The following is a 25,074-nucleotide window of genomic DNA, read 5'->3' as shown; positions in this document are numbered from 1 at the left end:
GGCGGACGGCGAGGGACGATGCGTCCGCCCGGGCGGCAGTGAGGGTGCCGCTTATTTCACGCCCAGTGTCATGGACGACACCGAGTTGTTGCCCACGGCCACGGCGCTGATGCGGTTGCCGGAGATATTGTTGCCAGTCGACACACCGCCGCTGCTGATATTTCCACCGGCAGTGGCGGTCACCGCACCGGTGTTGATCTGCGTCGAGGTCAGGTTGGTGCTGGCGACCAATTGGCCGGGCAGGGCGACAATGTTGATCTGGTTGACCGCATTGTTGCCATAGGCCGTGGCTGTGACCGTGTTGTTCAGCAGATTGGAGCCACTGGCACCGCCGCTCACCATGGGCTGGCCTGCGGGAGCGTTCAGCGCGGCAGTGGCGGTGATGGCGCCGTTGTTGGTCTGCGTGTTCAACAGGTTGGCACTGTTGCCGTTGAAGGCGGTGCCTGCCGCAGCGTTGATGCTGTTGAGCGCGGCATTGCCTGCTCCCAGCGCATCGACCGCGTTGCCGGAGACGGTGACGGCTCCCGTGTCGAGGGCGCCCTGCACTCCGATTGTCATGGTGGTGTTGGCATTGACCTGGCCACCATTGGCCTGCACGTTCGACAGCACGCCTGCAAGGCCGCCGCTGGCGGTGACCGAGTCAAGAGCGAGTACGTTGTTGGCAACATTGGCGCGTGCGCTGGTGCTTGCCTGGTTGTCGCTGACGGTCGTGGCTCCACTGTTGCCCGCGCCCGTGCCGGTCAGCAGGTTGGTGGTGACCGTGGCGCTGGTATTGCCAGCGGCCTTCTGGTCACTGCCCAACTGAAGGGTGGGCGCCACCAGATTGGTCCCGGCCTTCAGGCTGATGGCATTGATGGCCTGGTTCTGGCTGGCGCTGGCACTGGCGCTGTTGTCCGAGACGATAGCCTCATGCCCGCCCGAGCGCAGGCCCGACACCCCGAAATCGACCTGTACCAGCGAGCTTGCATTACCGCCTTGCGCATCCTGCACGTTGCCCAGGATGGCACCGCTGCCAGCGCCGTTCATGCTGGTGTCACTTTTCAGTGCAGCACTGTTGGCCGCGAGGTTGATGTTGGCATCGGCGCTGGCGTTGTTGCCCGATACGACGCTTTGCCCGCCAGACAAGGACAGTGCGCCAACGCCCACCATTGTCATGATGGGGCTTGGTGTTGGGGCAGGGCTGACCTGGTTGAGGTTGGCCACCGTGGCGCTGACATTGCCCGAGACATGGGTCTGCGCGTTGGCGATGAGCGCGCCCGCGTTGTCCAGGCTGCTGCCGCTGATCGCTGCCTGGTTGCTGGCGGTCTGGCTGCTGGCGACGGCGGTGAGGGTGTTGCCGCTCACCGTTTGCTGGTCCCGGGTGAAGGTGTTGATGGGCAAGGGGCCCAGCGTGGTGCGGACGCTGCCCAACTGCGCCACATCCACGGTGGCGCTGGTGTTGCCCGCTGTATGCGTCTGGGTATTGACAATGGCTGCAGGGGTGAAGTCGAGCGCACCGCCTGTAATGGAGACTGCATTGCTTGCCCGGGTGCTTTGCGCCGTGGCCTGCAGGCTGTTGCCGGTCACCGTCTGGCTTCCATCCTGGGAGAAGAGCGCCCGGCTGCCCAGTGCTGTCACCTCGGTGGTGGCGCTGACATTGCCACTTACGTGGTTTTGCAGGTTGGTCATTGCAGCGCCGGTATTGTCGATGCCGCTGCTGGCTTGCAGGGTGGCGGTATTGGTGGCATCCGAGCCCTGGGCAGAGGCGTAGACCTTGTTCCCTGAAATGGTCTGGGTGTCGCCGCTGGAGTTGCCAAGCGGCGATGGAGCCATGGAGGAGCCCAGCAGTGTGACCTTGGTGAGAGCGCTGACCCCCGTGCCCGCAAAGGTCTGGGTGTTACCCACAGTCACAATGGCTTCGGGGCCCATGGCCGCAGGGCCTGAGATGTTGCTGTCTGCCAGCACGGAAACACCAGTGCTTCCTGCATTGCCGCTGGCGCTGGAGCCTGCGGTATTGCCGTTGACGATGTATTGGTTGCCCGATGAATTGGTAGACCCGTTGCTGACGCCCAGCGTCCCTACGACGCTCTGCGCCTGGGTGCTGCCGCTGGCTGTCTGGATCGTGTTGGCAAACGCAGGCAGTGTGCCATCAAGCTGGACGGAGCCTGCAGCTACCGCAATCTGGTTGCTTTGCTGGTTGCCCTGTGCCGATGCCGTGGCCTGGTTGCCGCTGGTGTTGAAACTGCTGTCCGAGGGGCTGGGCGAGATGAGGGTGCCCTGGATCAGGGTGCCGAGCGTGTCTACGGTGCTGATGGCTCTGGTGGTGCCGGCCTGCTGCTGGGTCGCGCCGCTGATGAGCGCGCCGCTGGCGGAGATGGTCAGATCTGCCGGTGCGGTGACGCTGATGCCGGCTTTGGATTGGTTGGCCGTGGCGTTGGTGTCTGCCGCGTTGCCGGAGACGTTGATCGTCAGATCCGTCCAGCTGCCGCTGCGGGGCTGAATGCTTGCGCCCAGCAGTCGCACCGCAGTGTTGGCCGATATGTTGCTTGCCGCTGTTTGTGCGGAGCCGGCAATCGCAGGCGTGGCCAGCACCAGGGTTGGGGCGCTGATGGCCATGGTTGCGACGTCGGAATTGCCTGTGGCCTGAGAGGACACCTCGTTGCCGCTGACATTGGCCGTGGCGCCGATGCGGCTGCCCGCATTGGCCAGCGCATTCACAGCGCCGGTGGTGTCGATGCCGATGGTTGAGTTGGTGGTATTGGCAGTGACCGCGCCTGTGACCAACTGGGTTGCGGCTACAACGGGGTTCACCGCTCCGGCCTGGCTGGTGATGGAGAGCGCTTCTGTGGCTCCAGGGGCCAACTGGTGCTCATTGCCGTGAGCGCTGGCGCCAATGCTGTTGTTGCTGTTGTTGGTGGTTACCGGGTCCAGAGTACCGAGAACCAGGTTTGCACCGCCATTTGCAGTGATGGGGCCACTGCTGCTTTGTGATGGCGTGGGCCCGATGACCGAGGGCGGGCCAGCACTGATGATCTGTGCCTGCGCTCCGAGGGCAGCACTCAGCAGGGCCACGGCTGCGGCCAGGGGCGCCAGATGGTGCCGTGGAAGGCGGCGTGATGGGGATGTGGTGTGACGTGACATGGTGCTCTCCTTGGAAAAATGGAGCGTGGCGGGGGAGGAACTCTTGAAAAAGGGATGAAATTGGCCTCAAGCGCTTTTGACCTGGGCGCTATCAGCTATGTTTTTGATACCAGTCCACATGCGGTGAAGCCTCAGGGTGTTACCTGCAGCTTTGTCAGCAGCCGGTAGCCGGCGCCGTAGCGATGCACGGTGTTGTCGCCTGGGGATGGCCGCCAGGTGACACGGATCTGATCGGGCGGTACGCCATGCTGTGACAGCAGGCCGCGAAAGGCCTGAATGCGCGCGTCGGTCAATTCGTCGCGGCGGGTGGGGTTCTGGTCGGCTTCGCGCTCGCGGGCGAGCAAGGCGATGCGCACGCCCTGGCCGGCACGCAGGCGCGTGGAGACGGTTTCAGCCGCAGTAGCCGATTGCTGTGCAATGCGGTTGGAGTTCTCCTCGAAAACCACATCCAGTGCAGTGAGTGCAGCGGCGGTGCTTTCCTGCAGCGGCTCGGTGGCCACTGCGGCTTGCGGAGCAACTGTGGTGGGCTGGGCCGGGGTAGAGGGGGGAGGAGGTTCTTCCGGTGCTGCGGCGGTTGCCTTCGCCTGCTCGGCGGTACCTGGTTTTTCCATGCAGGGTGCTGCCGGTGTCTGGGTGATGGTGCTGATGAGCTCGATCACGCCTTGCTCCAGCGTGGTGCGCACGCCCAACTGCACGGGCTCCAGATCCTTGCTGCCGGCGTTGATGTCGAACAGGTTGCTGCCGAAGAAGCGGAAGATGCCGGCACCGATTTCCCGGCCCACGATCTGCTTTTGCAGGCTGACGGCACGCACCACACGCAGGGTTCGGGTCTCGACAATGCGCAGGTCCGCACCCACATTCATGGTGAAGACCCGGTACCGTGGACCGATCTGGTTGACCTGTGCCTCGATGCCGCCGGACTGGATGTTGTAGTTCACCTCGGTCAGGCCGCCGATGATGTAGTAGTCGGACTTGAGGATGGAGCCACCGTAGTACGGAAGCCAGGGCACGGCGCGCTGGCCCTTGTCGTCAGCAAGGGCATGCGAGTTGCCGTCTCCCAGTTGGCGCCGGTCGGTGTAGGCCAGCTCCAGCTCGGCCACGCGGGTGTCGAAGCGCTCCCGCACGTCAATCGCGCCGCCGAGCTTGCCCAGCGCCGAGTAGACCATCAGTGCGCCGCCCTGGGTGACGACATTGCCATCGCCCTGCGAGTACTTGCCGGTGTAGTCCTTGATGTCGCCGACGGCCACGGACAGGGGGGCCTTTCCGCCCTGCTGCGCGACGATGCGGTGCGACATGCAGGCCAGCACGCCGTCGAGCGGAGTGCCGTTGTGGCGCGGTCCGGGGCCTTGCATGACAGCGGCTTCCCCTTCGGCCATCTGCACCTGCTGGTAGGTAGGCAGCGCGCAGCCGCCCAACAGCAAGGCGGACGCCAGGGTGGACAGGGGCAGGACTTTGCTGCGCCCCGCCTGCAGTGCGGGACCTGTGTGCTTGGTGAGTGTGAGCATGGTGTCCTCCGCCGCGCTTAGTTGATGGCACCGCTGGAGCTGAACTGGCAGGCGGAGCTGCCGTTCACGTTCGTGGTCTGGTTGCCGCTGTTGTTCTGCGCGACCTGCATGTCCTGCTGGCCATTGGAGCGATCGCTGTTGATGGGCGCCGTGGTAGTGGTCGAGGGGCTGCCCTGCACGCCGCTGGTGATGGGCCCCGTGTTGCTCTGGCTGTTGTTGGAAACCCCGCCGCGGCCGAGGTTGTCGCGGCTCTCGCTGGAGCTGCCGGTGCTGCTGGCACTGGTGCCCGACGAGGCATTGGTCACTGGCGATGCCACGTTGTTGGCCTGGTCGGCAGCGCTGCTGTTGCCAGCCGAGGTGGGCTGGAAATTGCAGTTGACCTGCCGCTCGATGTTGGTGATGTAGGTGCTTTTGAAGGCGTCGTAGTAGCCGCCTTTTTTCTTCTCTACCAGATCGTTGACCAAGGCACGGTTGGCACGGTCGGCACTGGTCTGGAACTGCCATGGCACGGATTCGCCGAGCCAGCCCTGTGCATGGACCTGGGCGGTCGCCGTCAGCAAGCCAACGGCCAGATAGGTGGTGGTTTTTTTCATGTCGTCCTCGCATTGGTGGATCCGCCTGCTGCAGGCCAGGCGGATGGAAGTGCGAGTGCACTGACTGCATTGCAGCAATGCCTTCGCATGGCTGCATCGTCATTTTTTGGTGAACAATCGTAAATAGTTCAGATGTACTAGGCTGCGGCGGGAAAAATCGATTAAGCCGCGTCGGGTCGATGGTTCAATTTGATTGTTTTTTATATATTTATCAATTGCTTGTTAATTTTCATAGTTGGGCAAATTGATGGCAAAGTCATTGCTGTATCGGAATTAGTACAAATGAACTATTGGTTACGGATTGGTTTGGATGTAAGGTAACGACATGTATGCGTTTGCACCAAAAATTATCAAAAGAGAAAGACGAGGGGTGAACATGACGCTTCCATTGCCATCGGTTGTGCTGGTTGATGACCACCCCATGTTCCGCAAGGGGCTGCGAATGATGCTGTCGACCAGCGACATGGTGCAGGCCCATATTCATGAGGCGAGTTCCGTGGAGGAGGCGGTTGCGCTGCAGTGTTGGGCAGATCTGGTGTTGCTGGACATCAGCATGCCCGGCTGCGATGGACTGGCCGGCATTGACCATGTGCGCAAGCGCTGGCCGCGTGCCTTCGTGGTGATGCTCTCCGGCCATGACCATCCGGAGCTGATGAAGGACGCAGTGCGCCAGGGGGCGTCAGGCTTCATGTCCAAATCCATGCAACCCGATGCGATATGCGCCCAGGTTCAGCACTGGTTGCGCAGGAGCCCGGGAATGGAGCCAGTCAGCCGCAGCAAACCCGTGAACCTCTGTACCGTGCCACCGCTGGCGCAAGGAGAGAGCGAACTACCGGTGCGCCAGTACGAAGTGCTCAAGATGCTGGCCAAGGGTTATAGCAACAAGGCAATTGCCAGGCAGTTTGGCCTGAGCGAGCACACCATCCGCAACCAGGTGGCATCGGTGTTGAAGCATTTTGGCGCTGAAACCCGTACCCAGGCCGTGTTGAACGCGCAGCGCAGTGGCGTTCTGCCGGCCATGCCGATCAAGTAGACACAAGCGCCAGCTCATGCAGCAGATGGCGCGGGCGGTGGGCAGGAGGAATGCAGTATGGCAGAGCAAGGCACTGGAGTTGAGCGCAGACACCCGGCAGGCGGGTTGGGCCAGCAGCTTGTCAGCCTGCTGCGGCAATGGCGGTCATGGTTGTTGGGACTGGTGTGCTGGCTGGGTCTGCTGCCCGCCTGGGCTGGCTCGGACAGCCTGCGCATCGGCATCCAACTGGAGCCTCCATCGCTGGACATCACCACGACCAGCGCAGGGACTGCCAGCGAGATCACCTATGCCAACGTCTACGAAGGCCTGACCTTCATCGACGGGGAAGGTCAGGTGCGGCCTCGGCTGGCAACGCAGTGGCAGGTCAGCAAGGATGGGAAGACGGTCGACTTCGAGCTGCGCAAGCAGGTGCTCTACCACGACGGCAAACCATTCAATGCAGATACGGCAGTCTTCAGCCTGCAGCGCATGATGAAGATGACGGGCATGAATGCCTACCTCGAATGGTTCGACAAGGTCGCGTCGGTCGAGGCAGTGGATGAACAGATGCTGCGCATCCACCTTTCCGCACCTGACAGTCTGTTGCCTTATGCGCTGGCGCTGCCGGGCGCCGTCATGGTGCATCCCGATACGGCCGACACCAATGCCGTACGACCGGTGGGCACGGGGCCGTACAGGGTGCAGCCGTGGAAGCGCGGCCATTCGGTGAGCCTGGTGCGCAATGACTCCTGGTGGAACTCCCAGAAACCGCAGATACGTGAGGCGCAGTTCCTTTTCATGACCACCTCGTTCGAGACGGAGAGCATGCTTGCCGAAGGCCGCATTGATGTGCTGAGCAGCGTGACGCGGCTGACTGGCGCCTTCGCGGGACGGTCCGACTACGTGATGACTTCGCGCGGCGTCGAGGGCAAGCAGATCGTGGCGCTGAACAATGCCCGTGCGCCGCTCAATGACGTGCGTGTACGCCGGGCGCTGAGCCATGCCATCGACCGCCGTGAATACCATGGCATCTATGGGCCGCTGATCCAGGCTGTGCCCATCGGTTCGCATTTCTCGCCATTCCACCCTGCGTACGTGAACCTGGTGAACCGCTACCCCTATGACGTGGAACGCGCCAAGGCATTGCTGCGTGAAGCCGGGGTGGCGTCGGGTACGGTGTTGAAGCTGGCCTTGCCGCCCACGGACTATGGGCGCTATGGCAGCCTGATCGTGGCCCGGCAGATGGAGGCCATCGGTATTCAGGTCGAAATCGTGACCATGGACTGGCCGACCTGGCTGGACAAGGTATTCAAGCAGAAGGACTACGACATGACCGTCATCATGCACGTCGAGCCCATGGACCTGAACATCTACGCCCGCAACGGCTACTACTTCAACTATGACAACCGCGCCTTCAAGAAAATCTGGGAGAAGGTCCGCGCCGCGCGCAGCGACGCCGAACGCAACGAACAGCTGGGGCAGGCTCAGCGCCAGATCACGGAGGATGCGGTCAATCTCTTCATCCAGCTGCGGCCCGAGCGAAATTTCATCCGTCGCGAGCTGACAGGCATGTGGGAGCACTGCCCGGTCCCCGTGTTTGCGATAGAGAACCTGCGTTGGCAGAACTGAGTGAATCCATGCAGTCTTTGCAAGCCCTTTCAATAACAGAGCGATGGAGCGATTGGTGTCCAAGGGTATCGGGGTGTGACGGGTTTCAATGCAATCCAATGAACAGAAGCGCGAATCACCATGTTTTTCAATCTCTACAGCCAGGTTATGAAGGCGGGCGTTGCCAAGCGGGGCTTTCGGGCCGCCGCGCGCAAGGGTGTCTTTCCTGTCTGGTGTTCATGGGCGTAGGCGCATGTCCCGCTCCTTGAAGCTCGCCAGGCCTTCGGTCACTGCCAGGCTGCTGATCATCCTGACGGTAGTCGCACTGGGCATTGCCCTGGTCTTTGTATTTGCGATCCGGGGGCTCAAGCGGACTGACCAGGAAGTGCGGCGCCTGGCAAACGTCGAAATGGAGCAACTGGTTGCCAGCACCCGGTTGATGCAGCAAAGCGAGATGGTGGCAAGCTACGCGCGCCTGGTGGGGCAGAGCAACAGCCAGAGCGAACGGCGCCTGAACATGATGGAGCTGACCGACCGCATGCTGTGGCTGGACAAGCTGGTGACCGAGCTGGTGGCGAGTGGCGATCTGCGCGATCTGGGGCCGCAACTGGTCACCGCGCGCGAAGCGCTTCGGGTGAAGGTGGGCCAATTGAGCGGCGCGGTGTTCGAGCCTTCGATCAATGGCGAGGCTGCGATGCAGACCGACGCGCTGGTGGCGGGCAGCCAGGCTCTTGCCACCAAGCTCTCCTTGCTGGCCAGCCATGTGGCAGCAGACCTGCGCCGCGAGCTCAATGAGAGAGGCCGCCAGCTCTCGCGCGACGTGGCCAACCAGCAGGAGCGCCTCAACTGGCTGGTGACTGCGTTGATTCTGATTGTGATCGCCGCCGGCATCTATATGGATGCCTCGGTGTCGCGGCGGATTGTCAGCCTGCAACGCGAAGTGCGCGACGACGAATTCGGCGGTATCCACACCGCGCCTGACCTGCATGGCGATGAGATTGATCAGCTGGCGCATGCCATTGCGTCGTACAAAAAGCACCTGAGCGACCATGCCCGCCATGCGCAGAATGCGGTGCACGACAAGAACCGCGTCCTTGCCGGTGTGAGCCATGACCTGCGCCAACCGGTGCAGGCACTCAACCTGTTTCTGGAAACCCTGCGAGGCTCGGGCCTGACGCCGCCGCAGGCAAGTGTGCTGGAGCACGCGCGCGCGGCCAGCGCCGCAAGCCGCGAGATGCTCGATACGCTGATGGACTACTCGCGCATCGAAGCCGGTGTGCTGGACGCCAAGCTCCAGCCGGTGGCCATTGCCGGCATTCTGCGCCGCCTGGAGAAGGAGTTTGGCCCGCAGGCCGACGCGGCGGGCCTGCTTTTTCGGGTGCGGGACAGCGAGGACTGGGTCTACACCGACCAGTCGCTGCTTTTCATGCTGCTGCGCAATCTGGTCTCCAACGCGCTGCGCTATACCGACCAGGGTGGCGTGCTGCTGGCAGTGCGCAAGCGCGGCCTGCAGCGCTGCATTGAAGTGTGGGATACAGGCCTGGGAATTGCGCCTACCCACCATGAGCTGATCTTTCAGGAGTTCCGCCAGGTCGGTGAGGACCATGGACCCGGCGGCAAAGGGCTTGGCCTGGGGCTGGCCATCGTGCGGGAGCTGGCGGACATCCTGAACGTGCAGGTGTCGCTGTCATCGCGGCTGGGCAAGGGCTCGGTGTTCCGCGTTGCGTTGATGGCAGAGGCCGCGCCTGCGGGTGGCTATGGCCTGGTGTCGGGCCTGTGGGAAGACGCCGACAATGCGGGGTATGAGCCGCTTGCCGGCATGAGGGTGCTGGTAGTGGACGACGAGCCTTTGGTGCGCATTGGCCTGTCAAGCATGCTGGAGCAGTGGCAGTGCGAGGTGGCGAGTGCGGCAACCGTTGGCCAGGTGCAGCGCCTGCTGCGGCGTGCGCAGGACAGTGCAAGCCGCCCGTTCGATGTGGTGCTGACCGACTTGCGCCTGTCAAAAACCGAGGACGGCAGCATGGTGGTGATGGCGATGCGCGAAGCGATTGCCCATTACCCGCCATGGCAGACGCACCTGCCGCACTACATCATCCTGACGGGCGACACCGCGCCAGGGCGGTTGCAACTGGCCAATACCATGGGCGCCACCCTGATGCACAAGCCCATCGACCCACGCCAACTGCATGACCTGCTCAGCCGCGAGCTGGGCCTGCGGCTGGACATGGAGGAGTTTATGGAAACACTTCCAGCAATTGATCCAGACCGCCCTGATTGATGGCCACCTTGGCCTCGGCGCGTACGCGAGGCTTGGCATGGTAGGCCACGGACAGGCCCACCTCGCGCATCATCGGCAGGTCGTTGCTGCCGTCGCCCACGGCAATCACCTGGGCAGGTGCAATGCCCATCAGCGACGCCAGGCCCAGCACCGTGCGGCGCTTTTCCTCGCCGTCGCAGATGTCGCCCCAGCTTTGCTCCACCAGGCCTCCGGTGAGCTTGCCATCCTGCACTTCAAAGATGTTGGCGCGCACAAAATCAATGCCCAACTGGGCTTTGACATGGTCTGCAAAGAAGGTGAAGCCGCCCGATACCAGCAGCACCTTGAGACCGGCTGCATGGGCAGCGTCGATCAAGGTCTTGGCGCCTGGGGTCAGCTGCAGGCGCTCCTGCAGCACGCGCTCGATGTCGGCAATCGGCACACCCTTGAGGAGAGCCATGCGCTGGCGCAGGCTTTCCTTGTAGTCGGTGATCTCGCCGCGCATCGCCGCTTCGGTGATGGCTGCCACCTCGGCCTTCTTGCCGGTGATGTCGGCAATCTCGTCGATGCACTCGATGGTGATCAGGGTCGAGTCCATGTCGAACGCGATCAGCTTGTAGTCAGCCAGCTTGTTGAAGGGAAGCGTGCCTTTGATTTCGATGGCGGGCGGGGGCGTGGCAGTCATGGGGGTGGATGCTTTCGTGGATGGGGCCGCTGCTTGGGCGCTGCGGGCGTCTGGCGCTGATTCTACCCAGAGGCGCCGTCCGTGGTGCGGTACGAGGATCGATGCCACCGGAGCGGGTCCGGGGAGAATTTGCTATGAATAAAAGAGTGCTGGCGCCCAATGGGCGGGCGCCAGCGGTCATATTGCTACATTTTTTGCACTGCCTCTACGCCGTTGCACCTTCGGTTCTGGGGGTGTTGGCCAGCGGCTTGCCGAGGCTGCGCACCACATCGCGCACCATCTGCACGCGGTCCTTCACCTCGGGCAGGGCGCGTTCGATGCGCAGTTTGTCATTGCCAGCCAGCTTGATGGCCTTGTTTTTCTGGATCAGGCCGATGATGGTCATCGGGTCAATGGGCGGGTTGGGGTGGAAGCTGATGTTGATCACACCTGGCGCCGCATCGACCTTCTGCACGCCAAACGGCTCGCACAGCACCCGCAGGCGGTGAACGTCGATGAGGGTCTGCGCCTGCGCCGGCAGCTTGCCGAAGCGGTCAACGATTTCTTCGAGCAGGCCGTCAATCTGGTCGGCCGTCTTGGCGGTTGCCAGCTTCTTGTAGAACGACAGGCGCAGGTGTACATCGCCGCAGTAGTCGTTGGGCAGCAGGGCCGGGGCGTGCAGGTTGATGTCGGTGGTGGCGGCCATCGGCGAGAGCAGATCGGGCTCCTTGCCGTTTTTCAGGCTGCGCACGGCTTCGGACAGCATCTCGTTGTACAGCTGGTAGCCGATCTCCATCATGTTGCCGCTCTGGTTGTCGCCCAGCACTTCGCCCGCGCCCCGGATTTCCAGGTCATGCATGGCGAGGTAGAAGCCGCTGCCCAGTTCTTCCATCTGCTGAATGGCTTCGAGCCGCTGCGCCGCCTGCTTGGTCAGGCCTTCCATGTCCGGCACCATCAGGTAGGCGTAGGCCTGGTGATAGCTGCGGCCTACGCGGCCACGCAACTGGTGCAACTGGGCCAGGCCAAACTTGTCGGCGCGGCTGATGATGATGGTGTTGGCGCTGGGCACGTCGATGCCGGTCTCGATGATGGTCGAGCACAGCAGGATGTTGTAGCGCTGGGCGACGAAGTCGCGCATCACGCGTTCGAGCTCGCGCTCGGGCATCTGGCCGTGGGCCACGGCGATGCGTGCTTCGGGCAGAATTTCTTCCAGCTTCTGGCGCCGGTTCTCGATGGTCTCGACCTCGTTGTGCAGAAAGTAGACCTGGCCGCCGCGCTTCAATTCGCGCAGCACGGCTTCGCGGATGACACCGGTGCCTTCGTTGCGCACAAAGGTCTTGATGGCCAGGCGCCGCTGCGGCGCCGTGGCAATGACGGACAGATCGCGCAGCCCGTCGAGCGCCATGCCCATGGTGCGCGGAATGGGGGTGGCGGTGAGCGTGAGCACGTCCACCTCGGCGCGCATGGCCTTCATGGCTTCCTTGTGGCGCACGCCGAAACGATGCTCTTCGTCGATGATGAGCAGGCCCAGGTTCTTGAACTGGGTCTTCTCCGACAGGAGCTTGTGCGTACCCACCACGATGTCGACCGTGCCGTCATCCAGCCCCTTGATGGTGGCATTGACTTCCTTGCCTGAGCGGAAGCGCGACACCAGCGCCACCTTGATCGGCCACTTGGAAAAACGGTCTACCAGTGTCTGGTAATGCTGCTCGGCCAGCAAGGTGGTGGGCGCCAGCAGTGCGACCTGCTTGCCGCCGGTCACTGCGACAAAGGCTGCGCGCAGCGCAACCTCGGTCTTGCCAAAGCCCACGTCGCCGCACACCAGCCGGTCCATGGGGCGGGGCGAGATCATGTCCTGAATCACCGCGTGGATGGCCGCGCGCTGGTCGGCGGTTTCATCAAAGCCGAAGTCGTTGGCGAACTGCTCATAGTCCTGCGGGCTGTAGCGGAAGGCGTGGCCCTCGCGCGCGGCGCGGCGGGCGTAGATGTTGAGCAGCTCGGCGGCCGTGTCGCGCACCTGTTCTGCGGCCTTGCGCCGGGCTTTTTCCCACTGGCCGCTGCCCAGTTTGTGCAATGGGGCTTCGTCTGCCGATACCCCGGTGTAGCGGCTGATCTGCGCGAGCTGGCTTACCGGTACATACAGCACCGCCTTGTCTGCGTATTCGAGGTGCAGAAACTCCTGCAGCGCGGGCGAGCCGTCGGGGTTCTTCTGGCCCACATCCATGTTGATGAGTCCATGGTAGCGGCCAATGCCGTGCTGGGCATGGACCACCGGGTCGCCGACCTTGAGCTCCGACAGGTCCTTGATCAGCGCCTCGACATCGCTGGCCTGTTCCTGCCTGCGGCGGCGGCGTGCGCTGCCGGTGGCGGCGAACAGTTCGGTCTCGGTGACGAAGTCGATCCCTTGCTCGGCCCAGCGAAAGCCCTTGGCAAGCGCAGCAGTGGCGATGCCGATTTTCTCGTCCGTGGTCTGCTGGAACTCGGCCAGCGAATCAAAGGCTGGCGGGTTCAGGCCGCTCGCACGGAAGAAATCGAGCAGGCTCTCCCGCCTGCCATCGCTTTCCGCCAGGAGCAGCGTGCGTGCCTTGCCGGATGCAATGTGCCGCTGCAGTTTGGCAAGCGGGTCTTCGGCGCCACGCACCACGGCCAGGTCTTCCAGTTTCTGGAAAACGGCTGCGTCCTCCACATCCTCCACCTGCGGGCGCAGCGCAAACTGGGCTGTTTCCCTGGCGGTGGTGTAGAACTGGTCTGCGGTCAGGAACAGGGTTTCAGGCGGCAGCGCCGGGCGCTCCGGGTCACCCTGCACCAGCCGGTAGCGGTCCTTGGTGTCTTGCCAGAAGCGCTGGAAAGCGGGCTCCAGATCGCCATGCAGCACCAAGGTGGCGTGCGCCCCCAGGTAATCAAACACGGTGGCGGTGCTGTCAAAGAACAGCGGCAGGTAGTATTCGATGCCGGCCGTGGCCACGCCGTTGCCCATGTCCTTGTAGATGCGGCTCTTGGTCGGGTCGCCTTCCAGCAGCTCCCGCCAGCGGTTGCGAAAGCGCGCACGCGCCTCGTCATCCATGGGAAACTCGCGCCCAGGCAGCAGGCGCACGTCCTTGACCGGGTACAGGCTGCGTTGCGTATCGGGGTCGAAGGTGCGGATGGAGTCGATCTCGTCGTCAAACAGATCGACCCGGTAGGGCACGAGCGAGCCCATGGGAAACAGATCGATCAGCCCGCCCCGCACGGAGTATTCACCATGGCTGACCACCTGCGACACATGGTTGTAGCCCGCCAGCGTGAGCTGCGCCTTGAGCTTGGCCTCGTCGAGCTTCTGCCCGGCCTGGAAGGCGAAGGTATAGCTTGCCAGGAAGGATGGCGGCGCCAGGCGGTACAGGGCCGTGGTGGCGGGGATCAGCACCACGTCCGCCTCGCCCTGGCTGATGCGCCACAGCGTGGCCAGGCGTTCGCTGATCAGATCCTGGTGCGGCGAAAAGGTGTCGTACGGCAGCGTTTCCCAATCCGGGAAAAGGGCGGTGCGCAGCTCGGGCGCAAAAAAGGCCACCTCGTCCTGCAGGCGATGCGCGTCGCTCGCATCGGCCGTGACGATGGCGGTGACACGCTTGCCCGAGGCTTCGCGCTCGGCCAGGCGCGCCAGCAGCAATGCGTCGGCGCTGCCGGGCGGCATCGGGGACTGGAAGCGTTTGCCGGCGGTGAGTTTGGGGAGATCCATGGTATCAACAACCCATCTTGGCGAATGGGCTACCTTCACAACAGCTGAGCCCGCTGGTAGCGGGCTAGCAGCGGGAAGCAGAACAACAAAAGCACGGAAAGCCCAAGGGGGCCTCTGCAAACCTCGCTGCCATGGCCTGAGCGCGGTCTCGGGCGATCCGCGTCCATTCCATCCGGTGAGGGTTTTGCAGAGCCTTCCCAGGCTCCGTGCGTCAAATCAAAAGTCCGGACCATTCTAAAATAGACGCATGAACCAGTCTGTCCGCAATGATTTGATCCCTGTGGTGCCCGCAGCCGCACCTGCTGCAGCGATTCCGCAGCCTGCGCCATTGCCCGCAGACACGGGTGCGGCCACGCAGACGCTGGACGAGGCAAGCCGTGACGTGATTGCCCGGTATTGGGCTTTTCTGCCCTGCGCCGGTGTGGGCGCGCGAGCGGTGGATGCCACGCGTCCGGCCCACGTGCCCAAGCAATACCAGAAGGTGGCGGGCTGGCCCCTGGTGTTGCATACCCTGGCTGCCTTCATGGCGGTCAAGCCGCTCGCCGGCGTGCTGGTGGGTGTGAGCAGTGGTGATGATTTTCTGCAGCGCTACGCGCACGCTGGCTTTGCGATCAGCCCCTGTGGAGGGCCCACGCGTGCCGATACGGTGGCGGGCGGCCTGCGCAGCCTGCTCGATCAAGGCGCACAGCGCCATGACTGGGTTCTGGTGCACGATGCGGCGCGTTGCCTCATCAAGCCCGGCCAGATCGAGCAGCTGATGCAGGAATGTGCAAGCGATGCCGTGGGTGGCCTGCTGGCCCTGCCGCTGCCCGACACGCTCAAAGCCGCAAAAATTGACGCGCATGGACAAAGCCGTGTCAGCACGACCTTGCCGCGTGTCGACAAGTGGCTGGCGCAGACGCCGCAGATGTTCCGGATTGGCACCTTGCTGGATGCCTTGGCACAATGCCAGGATGTAACGGACGAGGCAAGCGCCATTGAAGCCGCCGGCCTGCACCCGCGCCTGGTGGCGGGCAGCAGTTTCAATTTCAAGATCACCTATCCAGACGATTTTGCGCTGGCAGAAGCCTTGTTGACACAGCGCATGGCCGCAGGAGAAAGCCAGATTGCTATCATTTTTGGCAAGGCGGCGCGCGATGAATAAGGGCTGGAGGCTGATTGCTGAGTTGTCTGGGGCGTGCTGCAGGCAATGAGGCCTTCGAAAGCAAGCCCCGCATGGGATGGGCATGCATGGAATATTTAACTGAAACTTGAATGAAAAAGGTGCGTGATGTTGGCAATGCGGATTGGTGAAGGCTGGGATATTCATGCGCTGGTACCAGGGCGCGATCTGGTGCTGGGAGGCGTCACCATTCCACATACGGCGGGCTTGCTGGGGCATTCGGATGCCGATGCCCTGCTGCATGCGATTACCGATGCGCTGGTGGGCGCTGCGGGCCTGGGTGATATCGGTACACACTTTCCGGACACGGATGAACGCTTTTGCGGCGCCAATTCGGCCGTGTTGCTGACCGAGGCCATGCGCCGCGTGGGCGAGCAGGGCTGGGTGGTGAACAACGTCGACAGCACGGTGATTGCGCAAGCCCCCAAGCTGGCGCCACACATTCCCGCCATGCGTGCCAGCATCGCCAGGGCCTTGGGTATCGACGAGGCCCAGGTCAACGTCAAAGCCAAGACCGCAGAGAAAATGGGGCCGGTGGGGCAGGGCGCCGCCATGGAAGCACGTGCCGTGGTGCTGCTGGTGCGCGCGGGATCGTAGGGCTTTGGTGGCTGGAGGCGTTTTCCGGAAAGGCCCTGGCGGCTTGTGGATCAGGTTTGGCGGCAACTGATCCTATTGTGGGGAGCGGGGCACTTCCTTGAATGTTCTGCTCAAGCCTCGCCGCCCTCATGCCGGGCCATGAACTGCGCGCCCGTCAGGGTGCACACTTCATTGGCCAGCGCGTAGTAGGCGGGCTTCTCGTCGATGTAGATCTGCTGGGTGAGCTGCAAGCCGTCTTCGTCCTGGAAAAGGCCCGCAGACAGGTAGTGCGCATTGTTCTCCACCAGGCGGTAGAACAGGTGGGTGCCGCAGCGGCTGCAGAAGGCGCGCTCTGCCCATTCCGACGAGGCGTAGCGGGTGACGGGGCCGCTCACTTCCACTTCGGTACCGCCTTCGAGACTGAAGCCCGGGCCTCCATTCCAGCGCTGGCACATGGTGCAATGGCAGACATGAACCTGGAGAAAGGTGGGCGCAGTCACATGAACGGCGCCACAGAGGCACTGGGCTTGCATGGCAGCTTCCTTGGAGAATGGGAGTGTGCCCGCATTCTAGACATGGTCGGCCGCTCGGCACAACTGTTCAAATGAGAATGGTGCCCGAGTGCCGGTGCTTAAGAATGTGTTTGCGATCTCTGCGCAGCCGGGTTGGAGTGCAATCGGGATGGGTTCGATGCGTTGGGCCGCAGCTTGCACCGGGGTGGCAAGCAAGGGCGGGCGCACAGAAATCGCCCGATTTCACTCCAACCCGCAGTGCCCGTGTTACTGCAGGTCTCCCAGGTTGGTGGGCTGGCCGGGCAGATGGCGCTTGATCTGCGGACGCTGCAGGCGGCGCTTGGGCTCCTTGCCCTGGGGCTGGTCAGGTGCGCGGCGCAGATAGATGCTGGTGACCAGGCCGGTGCTGCCATCGGATGCATTGGCCATGGTGAGGCGTCCGCCCATGCGTTGCACGGTTTTTTCGACGATGGAAAGACCCAGGCCTGCACCCGCTGCAGCGGTGCGGGCGGTGTCGCCCCGGAAGAAGGGCTTGGTGAGGTTGGTCAGCTGGTCTGCGGATACGCCGGGGCCATGGTCGCGCATGCGGATGGTGACGGTGGTATCGCTGAACTTGACGGTGATGTCCACCCGTGTGTAGTTGGTGCCGGGCGATTTGCCATAGCGGCGCGCATTTTCCAGCACGTTGGAGAGCACGCGCGAGAGTTCGATCTCATCGGCGCTGGCCATCAGCTCTTCTGGCACGGTCATGTTGATCTGCAGCTCCTGGTGGTCCTGCACGGCATAGACGCAGGACGACACGACGCCATAGACGTTGACGGGGGTGAGCTTGGCAGCGTGATCGGGCCGCGCGTAATCCAGGAATTTGTCGATGGTGGCATCGAGTTGCACGATGTCGGCCACCATGTGCTCGCGGGCCACATCGTCGAACACGCTCATTTCGGTCTCCAGCCGCAGCCGCGCCAGCGGCGTGCGCAGGTCGTGCGAGATACCCGCCAGCATGACCGCCCGGTCCTGCTCCAGCTTGGCCAGGCGTTCGCTCATGCGGTTGAAGCCGATGTTCACTTCACGGATTTCGCTGGTGACCGCGTCTTCGTCCAGCTGCGCGGCGAAATCGCCCTCGCGCAGGCGGTTGGTGGCGCTTGACAGTTGCTTGAGCGGCCGGTTGATGAGGCCTGCGATCACAGCAGCACCCGCCAGCGACAGGGCTGCAGCCGTCAGCACCCAGATCAGCCAGGTCTTGCCGCCCGCAGGGTTGAAGCGCGAGGGCTCGATGAGGAACCAGTTCTGGTCGCCATCGATGGTAAAGCCCACCCACAGGCCTTCTTCGTGGTTGACGCTGCTGGCCACCACGGTTCCCGGGCCCAGGCGACGTGTCAGCTCCTGCGTCAGGCGCGCGCCCAGCGGCGTGGAGGTATCCATGGGCTCGTAGGTGTCCTTGGGCTCGCGCGGCACGATGCGCACGCCTTCCTGGTCGGCCATGGTCTTGACGAGGGATACGCGGGCAATCGCGTCTGAGTGCAGCAGCGCCGCTCGGCTGAGGTTGACGAGCGAGGCAATCTGCTGCGCCGTCTGGATGGCGCGCGGCTCGGTCTCCAGGGAGCGCAGGGTCTGCACCCAGGCCAGAATGCTGCCGGTCAGCAGAATGGCCAGCAGGAAGAAAGTGCGCCAGAACAGGTTGAGGCCCACGCGGGTGCGCTTGCTGGCGCGTGCTCGGGCACCGGCCGTGCCTTCCAGCGGTGTCAGGCCGGAGTGGTCTGCGTCGTGAGCGGGGTTGGATGCCATGAGGGAAATCAATTCAAAAGGGCTGTGCAGTCTTCCAGCATTGTGCGCCATGCGCAAACGGAGCAGATGACGCTGAAAATCTGGGCACCGGCAAAGAAAAACCGCCCGCAGGGGCTCTGGGGGCGGTTGGCAACTCGTTCTCTATGAAGAGCGTGATCAGTTGGCGCCGTCTGGCACGAACACATAGCCTACGCCCCACACGGTCTGGATGTAGCGCGGCGCTGCGGGGTCGACTTCGACCAGCTTGCGCAGCCGCGAGACCTGCACGTCCAGGCTGCGGTCAAAGGGTTCGAACTCGCGGCCACGTGCCAGCAGGGCCAGCTTTTCGCGCGACAGCGGTTGGCGGGGGTGGCGTACCAGGGTCTTGAGCATGGCGAATTCGCCCGTGGTCAGGGGTAGCTCTTCGCCATCCTTGGTCAGCACCCGGGTGCTCATGTCAAATGTGAAGGGGCCGAAGTTGACCACTTCGTTTTCGCCGGAAGGTGCACCAGGCGCTTCCTGGGGTGGGCGACGGCGCAACACGGCGTGGATACGGGCCAGCAGTTCACGCGGGTTGAAAGGCTTGCCGATGTAGTCATCTGCGCCCACTTCCAGGCCAACGATGCGGTCCACGTCTTCGCCCTTGGCGGTCAGCATGATGATGGGGGTGCGGTCGTTGCTGGCGCGCAGGCGGCGGCAGATCGACAGGCCGTCTTCACCGGGCATCATCAGATCCAGCACGATCAGATCGACGGTTTCGCGCAGCAGGATGCGCTGCAGGCCCTTGCCGTCTTCGGCAATCATGACCTCGAAACCTTCATGCGACAGGTAGCGGCGCAGCAGGTCGCGGATACGGGCGTCGTCATCCACGACCAGAATTTTGTCTACACGGTTGGTTGCAGTCACCATGGGTGATTTCCTCCAGCTGATTTGTAACTTTTACATTTTGACCTCTTTTTTAGAAAAAAGGCGTTTTTGGACCAAAATTTGACGCTAAGTTACAAAGTTTGCGTTACATATGCATGGCTGTAAAGGCTATCAAGTTCTCAATTTTCGTTTTCTATCTCTATTTTTCGTGAAATTTCATTCATTTTTCAGATTGCTATGGGTCTGCGAAAAATGTTTCATTAGTTATGCAATTAATGCATTACATGAAAAGAGTGAAAAAAACGGCGCAATGCGCGCCGTTGGTGTGCAGGATTGAAACCGTTTTTATTGGGCTACCCAGCCGCCGTCCATGTTCCAGGCGACGCCGCGCACATTGTTGGCAGCGGGGGAGCAGAAGAACACCGCAAGCTCGCCCAGTTCTTCCGGGGTGGTGAACTGCATCGAAGGCTCTTTCTCTCCCAGTAGCAGCTTTTTGGCTTCTTCGTTGCTGATCTTGAGTTGTTCGGCTTTGGCGTCTACCTGCTTTTGCACCAGGGGGGTCAGCACCCAGCCGGGGCAGATGGCGTTACAGGTGATGCCCGAGGCTGCGTTTTCCAGTGCGGTCACCTTGGTCAGGCCCACAATGCCGTGCTTGGCCGCCACGTAGGCCGATTTACCGGCAGAACCCACCAAGCCGTGCACCGATGCCACATTGATGATGCGGCCCCAGCCGCTTTTTTGCATGGCAGGCAGCGCGAGCCGGCTGGTGTGGAAGGCGCTTGTCAGGTTGATGGCGATGACGGCGTCCCAGCGTTCCACAGGAAAATCCTGCACATTGGCCACATGCTGGATACCAGCGTTGTTGACCAGAATGTCCACCTGGCCAAACTCCTGCGCGGCGTAGGCAAACATGGCTTCGATGTCAGCGGCCTTGCTCATGTCGGCGCCATGGTAGCCAATGCGAGCGCCAGACCCGGCCATGGCGTCGCGTACTTCGGCCTTCGGGCCTTCGGCGTCGCCAAAGCCATTGAGGATGATGTGGGCGCCCTGGCGCGCCAGTGCCTTCGCAATTCCCAGGCCGATGCCGCTTGTCGATCCGGTGACCAGCGCGGTTTTACCTTTCAGCATTCAGTATCTCCAGTTACTATTGGTTCATTCCCACCGGCCATCCTAAACCAAATGCAAGGGTGGCCTGCCACTTGGAAAACCATGCTTGAACAACCACGCTTGCAATATGTCACCTGTGCGGTCGCTGGCAATACGGAGGCAGGGCGGAGCAATGCCACCCACCGCATGGCCTATTGGGAATGGAACCATACCGGCGATCTGCGGCATCCGCATGTCATCGTCTGCGTGCATGGGCTCACGCGGCAGGGACGCGATTTCGATGCACTGGCCAGCCAACTGGCGCTGCATGCGCGGGTGATCTGCCCTGATGTGGTAGGGCGGGGCTACAGCGACTGGCTCGACAATCCCCAGGGCTACCAGGTGCCCTTGTATGTGGCCGATATGCTGGCGCTGCTGCAGCAGGTGCACAAGGCGGCACCCATTGGCAGTCTCGATTGGGTCGGCACGAGTATGGGTGGCCTGATCGGCATGGGGCTGGCGGGAGAAAAAAGCATTCAGCCGGTGCTGCCTGTGCCGATCCGGCGCCTGGTGCTGAACGATGTGGGGCCGGTTATCGAGCCGGCATCGCTCGTCCGTATCGGTGGCTATGTCGGAAAGAACATGGTATATGCCAGCGAAGCGCAGGCGGTGGAGGCGCTGTGGCAACTGTCCCGGGGTTTTGGTCCGCATACGCCGGATGAGTGGCTCGCGCTGTCGCGTCCGATGCTTCGGCCTGAAAGCGGCCTGGCAGTGCGCCTGCATTACGACCCGGCCATTGGTGAGCCCATGCGGGCCATGACGTCGGAGATGGCAGCCGCAGGTGAGCAGCTTCTCTGGCAACTGTATGACAGCATTGGTGCCGATACCTTGGTGCTGCGTGGTGCAGAATCGGACTTGCTTTCTGCCAAAACAGCCCAATCTATGGCGGAACGCGGGCCCAGAGCCCGCGTCATTGAATTTGCGGGGGTCGGCCATGCGCCCACCCTGGTATCTTTTGATCAAGTAGCTGCGGTGCTGGCCTTTTTGTGCGGTTCGTAGTGCATTCCTGGCGGGGGAGTGCAAGAGTGTGGTGACAACATGAAAAGTTTGACGGCAGTCGCTCAGCCTGCGCCCGGCGCAGAACATCTTCCGGCAGAGCCGGTTTCTCCTCTGGTGGCTGCAACCGCCCATGCACTGCCTGCACAGGACGATGTGCTGGCCCGGGCGCGCTCCTTCGCGTTGCCCCTGATTGCCGAGGAAACCCTGGATACGGGTGAAAACGCGTTGCAGCACGCCGATGCGGTGGCAGCGATCCTCAAGCACATTGGTGGCTCCGAAGCAATGCAGGCGGCAGCCTATCTGGTGCATGCCAGCGAACAGCTGAACAAGCCGCGCGAAGTCATTGGCAAGGTGTTTGGCGAAAGCTATGCATCGCTGGCAGTCGAGACCGTTGCGCTGATGAAGGTGCAGGCTCAGGCACGCCAGGCCGATGCCGGCCATCTGGTGGACGACCCTGCCACCCAGACCGAGAACATCCGCAAGATGCTGTTGGCGTTTTCGCGCGACCTGCGGGTGGTGATGCTGCGGCTCACCTCACGCCTGCAGACCCTGCGCTGGTACGCCGCCAGCAAAAGACCGGTGTCGCCGGCCATTGCGCGCGAGAGCCTGCAGGTGTTTGCGCCACTGGCCAACCGGCTGGGCATCTGGCAGATCAAATGGGAGCTGGAAGACCTGTCCTTCCGCTTTCTGGAGCCCGACACCTACAAGAAGATAGCAAAGCTGCTGGACGAGACCCGTGTGGAGCGAGAGCTGTACATGGTGACCCTGCGCGAGCGGCTCGAATCGGCGCTGCGTTCCCACAGCATCAGCGCCACCGTGGCGGGCAGGCCCAAGCACATCTACAGCATCATCAAGAAGATGCGAGGCAAGTCGCTGGATTTCGAGCAATTGTTCGACATCCGCGCTTTGCGTGTGGTGGTGCCCACGGTGAAAGATTGCTACGCAGCCTTGTCGTTTGTGCACGAAACATTCGCGCCCATCGAGTCTGAATTCGACGACTACATTGCCAAGCCCAAGCCCAACGGCTACCAATCGCTGCACACCGTGGTGCGCGATGACAATGGCAAAGCCATTGAAATCCAGATCCGCACCCAGGCCATGCATGACCATGCCGAAAATGGTGTGGCAGCGCACTGGGCCTACAAGGAAGCCGGGGCCAAGGGCTACGCGGGTGTCACTGCCAGCAGTGATTACGACGCCAAGATTGCCGTGCTGCGCCAGCTGCTGGCATGGCGCAAGGATCTGGTCGGGCAGACGCAGGACAGTGGCCTGTTTGATGACCATATCTACGTGCTGACTCCGGACGCAGCTGTGATTGAGCTGCCCCAGGGTGCCACCCCGGTCGATTTCGCCTACTCCGTCCACACCGAGCTGGGCCACCGCTGCCGCGGTGCCAAGGTCGATGGGCAGATGGTGCCGCTCAACACCGCGCTGCAGAACGGCCAGACGGTGGAGGTGGTTGCTGTCAAGGAAGGGCGGCCGTCGCGTGACTGGCTCAATGCCGAGCTGGGCTACCTGGTCAGCTCGCGCGCCAAGGCAAAGGTGCGCGCCTGGTTCAATGCACAGATCACCCACGAGAACGTGAGCCGGGGTCGCGAACTGGTGGAAAAACTGCTGCAGCGGGAGGGCAAGACGTCTCTCAAGCACGATGACCTGGCGGAGCAACTGGGCTTCAAGACTGCCGAGGCGTTGTTCGAGGTGGTCGGCAAAGACGAGCTATCGCTGCGTGCCATCGAAAACATACTGCGCCCACCTGAACCTCAGGCGCCGCAGGACGAATTTCTGCTCAACCGCCCGCGCAAGGCGAGCGATGGCTCTGGCAAGGGCGGGGTGTTGGTGGTGGGTGTCGATTCACTGATGACCCAGCTGGCCAAATGCTGCAAGCCCGCGCCTCCGGATGTGATTGGCGGTTTTGTCACCCGGGGCAAGGGTGTGAGCGTGCACCGCTGCGACTGCAGCAATTTCCGGGAGATGCGCGCGCGCAATCCGGAGCGCGTGATCGAAGTCGAGTGGGGCTATGGTGGACGCCAGGCGGCCAGCGAAGCCGTGTATCCCGTGGATGTGGCGGTGGAGGCGCACGACCGCCAGGGCCTGCTGCGCGATATTTCCGAAGTCTTTGCCAGAGACAAGACGAATGTGATCGGCGTGCAGACCCAGTCTGTCAAAGGAACGGCCTGGATGACTTTCACCGTGGAGATCTCGGATTCGGGCCGGCTGGCCAAGGTGCTGGCTGCAGTAGCCACAGTTTCCGGCGTGCGTTCGGCGCGGCGGCGGTAACCTCGGGTGTGTCCGGCCGCTAAAAACGCAGATTTTGGAAAAAGTAGCCATGTTTACCAGAACGCTGAATTTTTCGGTCTATAATTCAAGTCTTCAACGACAGGCGCGTAGCTCAGCTGGTTAGAGCACCACCTTGACATGGTGGGGGTCGTTGGTTCGAGTCCAATCGCGCCTACCAATGTTCCCATTCGGAAGAGACCAGCTTCCGGAAACTTCAGGGACATTGGGGGGACATTCAGAATGTTCTCCATAGATCAAGCCGCCTTTCAGGGCGGTTTTTTCGTTTCCAAGCATCCGCTCCATCTTCGCCTTTTCCCGGCCTAGGTCGGCTCCGATAATCCACTTGGCGTAGACCGTGAAAAGCATCTTCGCGTTTTGTGCCCTATCTGCCGCGCAATGTAGGCGGGGTTCAGGTATTCAGCATCGCCCTTGATGCTGCGGCGATCAAAATCCACCTCGATCACGTCATGTGCGGCGATCCAGCCCGAGGCCGTCCATAGCATCAACGCTGGGCGGATAGAGCAGGGCCTGCAATCTGATTCTGCGAATTTGGCCTGCATTGCCCTGTTTGCCCCCAGTGCGCTGGTGAACGGGTGAGGCATGACCGCTCAGGTAGGCAAGTGCGAGATCGCCCAGGCACAGGACGTGGTCAACCGCGCAGGGGCTGCCAGAGATGACGAAATCCAAGTCGCCCAACTGGAGAGCAAACATGCAAAAGACACGATCTACAACGCCGACCGCCTGATAGCCCCCAAGACCGGCATTGCTGTTGATGTGCGCTCTGAGCTTGAGCGCGCTCACCACCTGCAACTCAGCGCCGACAGCCGAGCCGCCACTTATCGCGCGCAAGCCGAATCCGACTCCATTGTCCGCAGCGCTCTCGCGGATATTGCCTCAGCCCTCGACCGCCAGCTTACAGAAGGCGTCGGGGTGGTCGCAGAAATCGGAGGCACTCTTAAGAGTCGCTAACACAACCCTTGATACGTCGTTGCTTCGCCGGGGGCGCCCAGCCTTGTCGTACGTCTGTACTGTCTGCGGCTTCGCGCCTCGTCTTAACCGCAAATCTACGATTTGCTGGGTTGTGTTAGCGGCTCCAAGCGGCGAGACGCCAAAGTCGCCGCACTTTGCGCCCAGGTGAACATTGAGCGCGCTCTGAACGGTGATACAGGGAATGAGGCTCGCAATATTCAATAGAAATTCGAGGCTTTGTTGCACAAATCCGGGCCGCAGCGGTAGTAGGCTCGGATGATGAGTGAGACGAACTGGGGTCGGCGCAAGTACCGCACCACAAACTGGA

17 protein-coding genes and 1 tRNA gene are annotated in these 25,074 nt (G+C 62.3%); 9 read left to right on the top strand and 9 right to left on the bottom strand.

The features are described 5' to 3' along the window. Positions 1-51: 51 nt before the first annotated feature. From ABIE32_RS05650 to ABIE32_RS05640, 3 genes are all read right to left on the bottom strand, one after another. A complete protein-coding gene (locus tag ABIE32_RS05650) occupies positions 52-3,120 on the bottom strand; it encodes a beta strand repeat-containing protein (RefSeq protein WP_429014648.1) in 3,069 nt (1,022 codons plus the stop codon). A 131-nt stretch (positions 3,121-3,251) separates the two neighbouring features. Beyond that, positions 3,252-4,625, bottom strand: a complete 1,374-nt coding sequence (locus ABIE32_RS05645; protein ID WP_429014647.1) for a CsgG/HfaB family protein — start codon at positions 4,623-4,625, stop codon at positions 3,252-3,254. A gap of 17 nt (positions 4,626-4,642) precedes the next feature. Next, positions 4,643-5,218 (bottom strand): hypothetical protein, encoded by a 576-nt coding sequence (locus ABIE32_RS05640; RefSeq protein WP_429014646.1) that lies wholly within the window; start codon positions 5,216-5,218, stop codon positions 4,643-4,645. A 376-nt stretch (positions 5,219-5,594) separates the two neighbouring features. On the opposite strand from ABIE32_RS05640, the gene ABIE32_RS05635 reads away from it, so the two are divergent. From ABIE32_RS05635 to ABIE32_RS05625, 3 genes are all read left to right on the top strand, one after another. After that, on the top strand, positions 5,595-6,251 hold the full coding sequence (locus tag ABIE32_RS05635) for a response regulator (protein ID WP_224149867.1): 657 nt from the start codon (positions 5,595-5,597) through the stop codon (positions 6,249-6,251). Positions 6,252-6,308: 57 nt separating this feature from the next. After that, on the top strand, positions 6,309-7,859 hold the full coding sequence (locus ABIE32_RS05630) for an ABC transporter substrate-binding protein (RefSeq protein WP_429014644.1): 1,551 nt from the start codon (positions 6,309-6,311) through the stop codon (positions 7,857-7,859). A 232-nt stretch (positions 7,860-8,091) separates the two neighbouring features. Beyond that, entirely contained in the window at positions 8,092-10,116 is a 2,025-nt protein-coding gene (locus ABIE32_RS05625; protein ID WP_429014642.1) for an ATP-binding response regulator, read from the top strand. On the opposite strand, the gene serB is transcribed toward ABIE32_RS05625, so the two are convergent. Beyond that, a complete protein-coding gene (gene serB / locus ABIE32_RS05620) occupies positions 10,073-10,780 on the bottom strand; it encodes a phosphoserine phosphatase SerB (protein ID WP_429014640.1) in 708 nt (235 codons plus the stop codon). The genes ABIE32_RS05625 and serB overlap by 44 nt on opposite strands. A 205-nt stretch (positions 10,781-10,985) precedes the next feature. Beyond that, on the bottom strand, positions 10,986-14,474 hold the full coding sequence (mfd, locus tag ABIE32_RS05615) for a transcription-repair coupling factor (protein ID WP_429014638.1): 3,489 nt from the start codon (positions 14,472-14,474) through the stop codon (positions 10,986-10,988). Positions 14,475-14,721: 247 nt separating this feature from the next. Here mfd and ABIE32_RS05610 point away from each other — a divergent pair, with 247 nt between their 5' ends. Both ABIE32_RS05610 and ispF read left to right on the top strand, forming a co-directional pair. Then, positions 14,722-15,618 carry an IspD/TarI family cytidylyltransferase gene (locus ABIE32_RS05610; RefSeq protein ID WP_429014637.1) on the top strand — a complete coding sequence of 299 codons (897 nt, stop codon included), beginning with the start codon at positions 14,722-14,724 and terminating at the stop codon, positions 15,616-15,618. Positions 15,619-15,753: 135 nt separating this feature from the next. After that, on the top strand, positions 15,754-16,233 hold the full coding sequence (gene ispF, locus ABIE32_RS05605) for a 2-C-methyl-D-erythritol 2,4-cyclodiphosphate synthase (protein ID WP_429014874.1): 480 nt from the start codon (positions 15,754-15,756) through the stop codon (positions 16,231-16,233). Between the two features lie 110 nt (positions 16,234-16,343). Here the strand turns inward: ispF and ABIE32_RS05600 are convergent, their stop codons facing one another. The 4 genes from ABIE32_RS05600 to ABIE32_RS05585 form a co-directional block, all read right to left on the bottom strand. After that, positions 16,344-16,745 (bottom strand): GFA family protein, encoded by a 402-nt coding sequence (locus tag ABIE32_RS05600; RefSeq protein WP_224149860.1) that lies wholly within the window; start codon positions 16,743-16,745, stop codon positions 16,344-16,346. A 246-nt stretch (positions 16,746-16,991) separates the two neighbouring features. Next, a complete protein-coding gene (locus ABIE32_RS05595) occupies positions 16,992-18,509 on the bottom strand; it encodes a sensor histidine kinase (protein ID WP_224149859.1) in 1,518 nt (505 codons plus the stop codon). Between the two features lie 156 nt (positions 18,510-18,665). Beyond that, positions 18,666-19,397, bottom strand: coding sequence for a two-component system response regulator OmpR (gene ompR, locus ABIE32_RS05590; protein WP_021027409.1), 732 nt, complete (start codon positions 19,395-19,397; stop codon positions 18,666-18,668). A gap of 303 nt (positions 19,398-19,700) precedes the next feature. Next, a complete protein-coding gene (locus tag ABIE32_RS05585) occupies positions 19,701-20,483 on the bottom strand; it encodes a 3-hydroxybutyrate dehydrogenase (RefSeq protein WP_429014633.1) in 783 nt (260 codons plus the stop codon). Positions 20,484-20,564: 81 nt separating this feature from the next. Here ABIE32_RS05585 and ABIE32_RS05580 point away from each other — a divergent pair, with 81 nt between their 5' ends. From ABIE32_RS05580 to ABIE32_RS05565, 4 genes are all read left to right on the top strand, one after another. Further along, on the top strand, positions 20,565-21,500 hold the full coding sequence (locus ABIE32_RS05580; RefSeq protein ID WP_429014631.1) for an alpha/beta fold hydrolase: 936 nt from the start codon (positions 20,565-20,567) through the stop codon (positions 21,498-21,500). Between the two features lie 39 nt (positions 21,501-21,539). Continuing rightward, the gene (locus tag ABIE32_RS05575; protein ID WP_429014629.1) at positions 21,540-23,777 is read left to right on the top strand and encodes a RelA/SpoT family protein; all 2,238 of its coding nucleotides are present in this window, start codon (positions 21,540-21,542) and stop codon (positions 23,775-23,777) included. A 101-nt stretch (positions 23,778-23,878) separates the two neighbouring features. After that, positions 23,879-23,955 (top strand) — tRNA-Val (locus ABIE32_RS05570). A 422-nt stretch (positions 23,956-24,377) separates the two neighbouring features. Beyond that, complete coding sequence (locus ABIE32_RS05565) at positions 24,378-24,746, top strand: hypothetical protein (protein WP_429014627.1); 369 nt, start codon at positions 24,378-24,380, stop codon at positions 24,744-24,746. The last annotated feature ends 328 nt before the right edge of the window (positions 24,747-25,074 follow it).

Source organism: Comamonas sp. 4034 (assembly GCF_050434545.1).
In the GTDB taxonomy this organism is placed as follows: Bacteria; Pseudomonadota; Gammaproteobacteria; order Burkholderiales; family Burkholderiaceae_C; genus Comamonas; species Comamonas odontotermitis.
This window is presented reverse-complemented; position numbering and strand designations above follow the sequence as displayed.

Bases quoted from the DNA above. Each gene is read 5' to 3' on its own strand.
- ABIE32_RS05650 (WP_429014648.1), bottom strand. From the start codon at position 3,120: ATGTCACGTCACACCACATCCCCATCACGCCGCCTTCCACGGCACCAT.
- ABIE32_RS05645 (WP_429014647.1), bottom strand. From the start codon at position 4,625: ATGCTCACACTCACCAAGCACACAGGTCCCGCACTGCAGGCGGGGCGC.
- ABIE32_RS05640 (WP_429014646.1), bottom strand. From the start codon at position 5,218: ATGAAAAAAACCACCACCTATCTGGCCGTTGGCTTGCTGACGGCGACC.
- ABIE32_RS05635 (WP_224149867.1), top strand. From the start codon at position 5,595: ATGACGCTTCCATTGCCATCGGTTGTGCTGGTTGATGACCACCCCATG.
- ABIE32_RS05630 (WP_429014644.1), top strand. From the start codon at position 6,309: ATGGCAGAGCAAGGCACTGGAGTTGAGCGCAGACACCCGGCAGGCGGG.
- ABIE32_RS05625 (WP_429014642.1), top strand. From the start codon at position 8,092: ATGTCCCGCTCCTTGAAGCTCGCCAGGCCTTCGGTCACTGCCAGGCTG.
- serB (WP_429014640.1), bottom strand. From the start codon at position 10,780: ATGACTGCCACGCCCCCGCCCGCCATCGAAATCAAAGGCACGCTTCCC.
- mfd (WP_429014638.1), bottom strand. From the start codon at position 14,474: ATGGATCTCCCCAAACTCACCGCCGGCAAACGCTTCCAGTCCCCGATG.
- ABIE32_RS05610 (WP_429014637.1), top strand. From the start codon at position 14,722: ATGAACCAGTCTGTCCGCAATGATTTGATCCCTGTGGTGCCCGCAGCC.
- ispF (WP_429014874.1), top strand. From the start codon at position 15,754: ATGCGGATTGGTGAAGGCTGGGATATTCATGCGCTGGTACCAGGGCGC.
- ABIE32_RS05600 (WP_224149860.1), bottom strand. From the start codon at position 16,745: ATGCAAGCCCAGTGCCTCTGTGGCGCCGTTCATGTGACTGCGCCCACC.
- ABIE32_RS05595 (WP_224149859.1), bottom strand. From the start codon at position 18,509: ATGGCATCCAACCCCGCTCACGACGCAGACCACTCCGGCCTGACACCG.
- ompR (WP_021027409.1), bottom strand. From the start codon at position 19,397: ATGGTGACTGCAACCAACCGTGTAGACAAAATTCTGGTCGTGGATGAC.
- ABIE32_RS05585 (WP_429014633.1), bottom strand. From the start codon at position 20,483: ATGCTGAAAGGTAAAACCGCGCTGGTCACCGGATCGACAAGCGGCATC.
- ABIE32_RS05580 (WP_429014631.1), top strand. From the start codon at position 20,565: ATGCTTGAACAACCACGCTTGCAATATGTCACCTGTGCGGTCGCTGGC.
- ABIE32_RS05575 (WP_429014629.1), top strand. From the start codon at position 21,540: ATGAAAAGTTTGACGGCAGTCGCTCAGCCTGCGCCCGGCGCAGAACAT.
- ABIE32_RS05565 (WP_429014627.1), top strand. From the start codon at position 24,378: ATGACCGCTCAGGTAGGCAAGTGCGAGATCGCCCAGGCACAGGACGTG.